This window comes from Streptomyces beijiangensis (assembly GCF_017315755.1).
Classification (GTDB): domain Bacteria; phylum Actinomycetota; class Actinomycetes; order Streptomycetales; family Streptomycetaceae; genus Streptomyces; species Streptomyces beijiangensis.
Window position 1 is genome coordinate 1 of the sequence record NZ_JAFLRJ010000379.1, and the last position, 6,105, is coordinate 6,105.

At 67.8% G+C, this 6,105-nt stretch carries 4 protein-coding genes; 2 read left to right on the forward strand and 2 right to left on the reverse strand.

Annotation, left to right across the window (positions count from 1 at the left end):
- Nucleotides 1-71 precede the first annotated feature (71 nt).
- Nucleotides 72-773, reverse strand: a complete 702-nt coding sequence (locus J0695_RS45280; protein ID WP_206967844.1) for a DUF4232 domain-containing protein — start codon at nucleotides 771-773, stop codon at nucleotides 72-74.
- 328 nt (nucleotides 774-1,101) lie between these two features.
- Here J0695_RS45280 and J0695_RS31485 point away from each other — a divergent pair, with 328 nt between their 5' ends.
- The gene (locus J0695_RS31485) at nucleotides 1,102-2,385 is read left to right on the forward strand and encodes a helix-turn-helix domain-containing protein (RefSeq protein WP_206967846.1); all 1,284 of its coding nucleotides are present in this window, start codon (nucleotides 1,102-1,104) and stop codon (nucleotides 2,383-2,385) included.
- Between the two features lie 55 nt (nucleotides 2,386-2,440).
- On the opposite strand, the gene argS is transcribed toward J0695_RS31485, so the two are convergent.
- On the reverse strand, nucleotides 2,441-4,222 hold the full coding sequence (gene argS / locus J0695_RS31490) for an arginine--tRNA ligase (protein ID WP_206967848.1): 1,782 nt from the start codon (nucleotides 4,220-4,222) through the stop codon (nucleotides 2,441-2,443).
- Between the two features lie 137 nt (nucleotides 4,223-4,359).
- Between argS and lysS the strand changes: the two genes are divergently transcribed.
- Entirely contained in the window at nucleotides 4,360-6,087 is a 1,728-nt protein-coding gene (gene lysS, locus J0695_RS31495) for a lysine--tRNA ligase (protein WP_206967851.1), read from the forward strand.
- Nucleotides 6,088-6,105 lie beyond the last annotated feature (18 nt).

Sequence of the window (6,105 nt, forward strand, 5' to 3'; positions counted from 1 at the left end):
GGCGTACTCCACCCAGAAGATCCGCGTGAACTTCCAGAACCGGAACGACAACGGCTCGGTGGGCGGGCGGGCTACCAGGCGCTGACGGCGCTGACGTCCGACTGCCAGTACGTGACCGCCGACTGGGAGTCGACGACCGAGATCGGGCCGGCGAGCTGGGCGTACGCCGGGCCGCCCACCGAGCCGTTGTCGTTCCGGTTCTGGAAGTTCACGCGGATCTTCTGGGTGGAGTACGCCTTGTCGCCGTTGGGCTCACCCGAGGTGCGGATCATCGCGTAACCCGACTCACCCGGGGAGAGGGTGACGACTGCCTGGGGCTGCGTGTCCTTGTCGACCTGGATCGGGGACTGGGCGTCGTCGGAGAAGGCGATCGCCGGGGCGTAGTAGAGGTCGCACGTCTTGCTGCCGGCGTTGGTGGCGGTGATGAGCACGTGGTTGATGGGGCGGCTGATGGAGGAGGCCGTCATCTTGAGCGAGCCGGCCGTGCACGCCCCCGTCTTCTGCGAGCCGGAGTTGCCGGCGGCCTTGGGGGCCGTCGTGCCGGAGTTGTTCTCGGCGGGGGTGACCTTGTCGGGGGCTGATGCGGTGTCGGGCTTCGCATCCGAGGACGTCGACGAGTTGGAAGAGGTGGAGGAGGTAGAGGAGGTCGACGTGCCGACCGGTGCGGAGTTGGTCGCCTTGGCTGAGCCGTCGGTGGAACCCTGGCAGGCCGTCAGGGCGACCGAGGCGATAAGAGCGGTGGCGGCGAGGGCGGTGTGGCGGATGATGCGCATGGTGGGTTCTTCTTCCCGTGAGAGTGTGTGGGGTACGGCAGTTGGTCAGTGGCGGTGGAGCAGCGTGGCGACGATCACGGTTGCTGCGATCAGTACGCAGACGGCCACTGTGTCCGTGAGGGTGGGGTGGAAGCGGGTTCGCATCGCTCTTCCCGGTGGTGTCTTGCGGTGGTGTCTTGCGGTGTGGTCACAGCTTGTGGGGCCTTGGATTCCGGCGGCAAGATCTGTCGGGGGATGCGGGACGCTGGAACGCTTACACCTAGGCTGACCTGGGGATATTCCTTGCCCCTGGAACGCGTTTCTGGGATGGATAAGGGGATGGGTGCGGGTGGCAGGGCAAGAGATCGCTGAGTTCGCGGCGCTGGTGAAGGAGCTCAAGGAGCGGTCGGGGGCGAGTTACGGGACGCTCGCCGGGAAGCTCCATGTCAGTACGTCCACGCTTCACCGGTACTGCAACGGGGATGCGGTTCCTGCCGACTTCGCTCCCGTCGCCCGGCTGGCGCGGCTCTGCGGGGCGGGGGCCGAGGAGCAGGTGCAGTTGCACCGGCGGTGGATCCTGGCGGACGAGGCCCGGCGGCGGCCTGCGGGGGACGTGGAGTCCGCTCCTGAGTCCTCTTCTGAGTCCGCTCCCGAGGCCGACGCGGTGGAAGACATCGATGTCGGGCCTGATGTCGTCGGCGTCGATCGCCGTCCGCGAAAGGGGCGGCGCAATCTGCGGATCGCTCTGACCGCCGCGGCTGTTGTCGCTCTGGGTGTGCCCACCGCCTACGTCGCCGCCCGCCACGGGGACGGTGGCGGCGGGGACGGTTCACAGGCCGGGTCGTTGGCCGGGGCCTCCGTGAGTGCTTCGCCGCAGGCGTCCGGCGCGGGCAAGAAGTCGGCCTCCCCTTCCGCTTCCGCCTCGGTGTCCGCTTCCGCATCGCCGTCCGTCACGGCCTCGCATCCCGCGGGGAAGGCTTCGGGCGGCGCGAAAACCGTGGGCTCGGGCGTGCCGGTGAGCGTGGGGATCAGTTCGTACAACTGGGGCGACCCCTGCGGTCAGCACTACGTGCTCGACCAGCCGCCGGCCAATGTGCCTCCGCCGCCGTCCGACCCGGATGAGAGCCACAGTTGGGGGAACGCGCTCGGCGGGGTCAGCGGCGGCGGGATCAGGCTCCAGCTCACCGCGACCAGCAAGAGTACGGAGTCCGTGGTGTTGAGCGGGCTGCGTGTGCGGACCGTGTCGCGTGGTGTGCCGCTGGGGTGGACCGCGTACTCCATGGGAGAGGGATGCGGGAGCGGCGTCACGCCGAGGAGTTTCGACGTGGATCTCGATGCCGCTCAGCCGCTCGCCGAGCCCGTCGGGGGCACTCAGGGGGACGTGAAGATCCCGGCCGTGGACTTCCCCTACAAGGTCTCGGCGAATGACCCGCAGGTGCTCAACCTCAATGTGCACACCGATGCGCATGATGTGCGCTGGTACCTGGAGGTCAAATGGAGCAACGGCGCGCAGTCGGGGATCGTCCGCGTCGACGATCAGGGGCAGCCGTTCCGGCTCAGTGGCATCAAGGGGAAGCCGGTGTACCTGTACGACCGGACCTCGAACGTCTGGGAGAAGAAGACGGAGAACTGAGGTTTTTCGTCTTCTCCTCCCGGCGGGCGTACGCCGTCCTCAGAGGCGCTCGGCCCTAAAGGCGTTCAGGCGTCCGGATCCCGAGGAGGGTCATGCCCTGGCTGAGCGTGCGGGCGGTGAGGTCGGAGAGGAAGAGGCGGTTCTCCGCCACGTCCTTGGGGACCTCCGGCTTCACGACCGGGCACTGGTCGTAGAACGTCGCGAAGAGCGACGACAGCTGGAAGAGGTACGCGGCCAGCTTGTGCGGCGCGTACTCGGTCGAGACCTCGTCGAGCACCGTGCCGAACTGGTCCAGGTGCAGGCCCATCGCGCGCTCCGCCGGGGCCAGTTCCAGCTCCGGGTGGGGCTGGGGGCTCAGGTCGCCGGCCTTGCGCTTGATCGAGCAGGAACGGGCGTGCATGTACTGGACGTACACGCTCGTGTCGCCGGTAAGCGACACCATCTGGTCCAGGTCGAACTTGTAGTCGCGGTTCGCGGACGTGGAGAGGTCCGCGTACTTCACCGCGCCGATGCCGACCTGCGTACCGCGTTCGGTGATTTCGGCCTCGGTGAGGTCCTTGGCCTTCTCCCGGACCACTGCGGAGGCGCGCTCGATCGCCTCGTCGAGCAGGTCGACCAGGCGGATCGTCTCGCCCTCACGCGTCTTGAACGGCTTGCCGTCCTTGCCGAGGACCGTGCCGAAGGCGAGCTGGACCGCCTTGGTGTCCTCGTTCAGCCAGCCTGCGCGGCGGGCCGTCTCGAAGACCATCTTGAAGTGGAGCGACTGGCGGGCGTCCACGACGTACAGGAGCGTCGTCGCCTTGAGGTTCTGGACGCGGTCGCGGATCGCGGAGAGGTCCGTGGCCGCGTAGCCGTAGCCGCCGTTCGTCTTCTTGACGATGAGCGGTGTCGGGTTGCCGTCCGGGCCCTTCACGTCGTCGAAGAAGACGCACAGGGCGCCCTCGGAGCGGACCGCCACGCCCGAGTCCTCAAGGATCTGGCAGGTCTCTTCGAGCATGGCGTTGTAGCCGGACTCGCCGACGATGTCCGGGTCGTCGATCTCCATGTCGAGCTTGTTGAAGACCGAGTAGAAGTAGATCTTCGACTCGTCGACGAAGCGCTGCCAGAGGGCGAGCGTCTCCGGGTCGCCCGCCTGGAGGGCCACCACGCGGTCCCGGGCGCGCGCCTTGAACTCCTCGTCGGAGTCGAAGAGGGCGCGCGAGGCCTTGTAGAGGCGGTTGAGGGACGACATGGCCGCCTCGCCGTCCACGTCAGCGGCGTCGTCGGCGTTCTTGTGGTCCAGCTCGGTCGGGTGCTCGGTCAGGTACTGGATGAGCATGCCGAACTGGGTGCCCCAGTCGCCGATGTGGTGGCGGCGGACCACCTTCTCGCCCTCGAACTCCATGATCTTCGCCATCGCGTCGCCGATGACCGCCGAACGGAGGTGGCCTACGTGCATCTCCTTGGCCACGTTCGGCTGCGCGTAGTCGATGACCGTGGTGCCCGGGTTCTCCGCGTACGGGACTCCGAGGCGGTCGTCTGCGGCACGGGCGGCCAGGGTCTCGGTGATCGCCCGGTCGGTGAGCGTGATGTTCAGGAAGCCGGGGCCCGAGACCTCGATGTCCTTGATCAGCTCGTTGGCGGGGATCGCGGAAGTGACCTGGGCGGCAAGGTCGCGCGGGTTCGACTTCGTCTTCTTCGCGAGCGCCAGGATGCCGTTGGCCTGGAAGTCGGCCCGGTCGCTTCGGCGCAGCAGCGGGTCCGCGACGCCGGCGTCCGGCAGGGCTGCCGTCAGCGCGTCCGCGAGGTGCTGCTGGAGCGTGGAAGCGAGGGAATGGACCGAGGCCGTTTCTGGCATGGGTCTGGCTGCCGTTTCCGTAGGAAGCAAAGGGGATCACCGCCAGTATCCCATGGGGCGTCTATCCGTTTTCGCTCTGTCGGTGGGACCTGGGAGGATGGAGTACCTCCGTACATAGAGAGAAGGACGTACCGACCGTGGCCGAGAGTCAGAGCAGCACCGAGACCGACTGGGTCTCCCGTTTCGCGGACGATGTGATCGCCGAATCGGAGCGTCGTGCGCCTGGCAAACCTGTCGTCGTGGCGTCCGGGCTCTCGCCCTCAGGGCCCATCCACCTGGGGAACCTGCGCGAGGTCATGACCCCGCATCTCGTCGCCGACGAGGTGCGGCGCCGGGGGCACGAGGTCCGGCACCTGATTTCGTGGGACGACTACGACCGGTACCGGAAGGTGCCGGCGGGTGTTCCTGGGGTCGATGGGTCGTGGGCCGAGCACATCGGGCGGCCGCTCACCGCGGTGCCCGCGCCGGTGGGGTCCGCTTATCCGAACTGGGCCGAGCACTTCAAGGCCGCCATGGTCGAGGCGCTCGGTGAGCTCGGTGTCGAGTACGACGGCATCAGCCAGACCGAGCAGTACCAGGCGGGTACGTACCGGGAGCAGATCCTGCTCGCGATGCGGCGGCGGGGCGACATCGACGCGATCCTGGACCAGTACCGGACCAAGAAGGTCGTGAAGAAGCAGTCGCAGAAGGCTGTGGACGAGGCCGAGCTGGAAGCCGCCGAGGGGTCGGGTGCGGCAGCCGAGGACGACGGCAGCACCGGGGGCGGCGGGTACTTCCCGTACAAGCCCTACTGCGGTGGGTGCAACAAGGACTTCACGACCGTCACGGCGTACGACGACGAGAGCACCGAGCTGTCGTACCGGTGTGACGTGTGCGAGTTCACCGAGACCGTGAAGCTGAGCGAGTTCAACCGCGGCAAGCTGGTCTGGAAGGTCGACTGGCCGATGCGCTGGGCCTTCGAGGGTGTGATGTTCGAGCCGAGCGGCGTCGACCACTCGTCGCCCGGGTCCTCCTTCCAGGTGGGGGAGGAGATCGTGCGGATCTTCGATTTCGAGCGGCCGATCGGGCCCATGTATGCCTTTGTCGGCATCAGCGGGATGGCGAAGATGTCGTCCAGCAAGGGCGGCGTGCCCACGCCGGCCGATGCGCTGAAGATCATGGAGCCGCAGCTGCTGCGGTGGCTGTACGCGCGCCGGCGGCCGAATCAGTCGTTCAAGATCGCCTTCGACCAGGAGATCCAGCGGCTGTACGACGAGTGGGACAAGCTTGAGGGCAAGGTCGCCGATGGGAGTGTGCTGCCGGCTGATGCGGCTGCGCACTCGCGTGCGGTGCGGACTGCCGCGGGCGAACTGCCGCGGACCGTGCGGGCGTTGCCTTATCGGACGCTCGCGTCTGTTGTCGACGTGACGGCGGGCGACGAGCGGCAGACGCTGCGGATCCTGAACGATCTGGATCCGGCGAATCCGCTGGGCTCGCTGGACGAGGCGCGGCCGCGGCTCGACAAGGCGGAGGCCTGGATCACCACGCAGGTTCCGGTGGAGTCGCGGACCGTGGTGCGTGAGGTGGCTGATGCGGAGACGCTGGGCGCGCTGGGTGAGACCGACCGGGAGTCGCTGCGGCTGCTCCTTGAGGGACTTGAGTCGCACTGGTCGCTGGATGGGCTGACGACTCTGGTGTACGGGGTGCCGAAGGTGCAGGCCGGGTTCGACCCGGAAGCGAAGCCGACGCCGGAGATGAAGGTCGCGCAGCGGACGTTCTTCGCGCTGCTGTACCAGCTGCTGGTCGGGCGGGACACGGGGCCGCGGCTGCCTACGCTGTTGCTGGCTGTGGGGGCTGAGCGGGTGCGGAAGCTGTTGGGGGGCTGAGCGGGTTCGGTCTGGGGC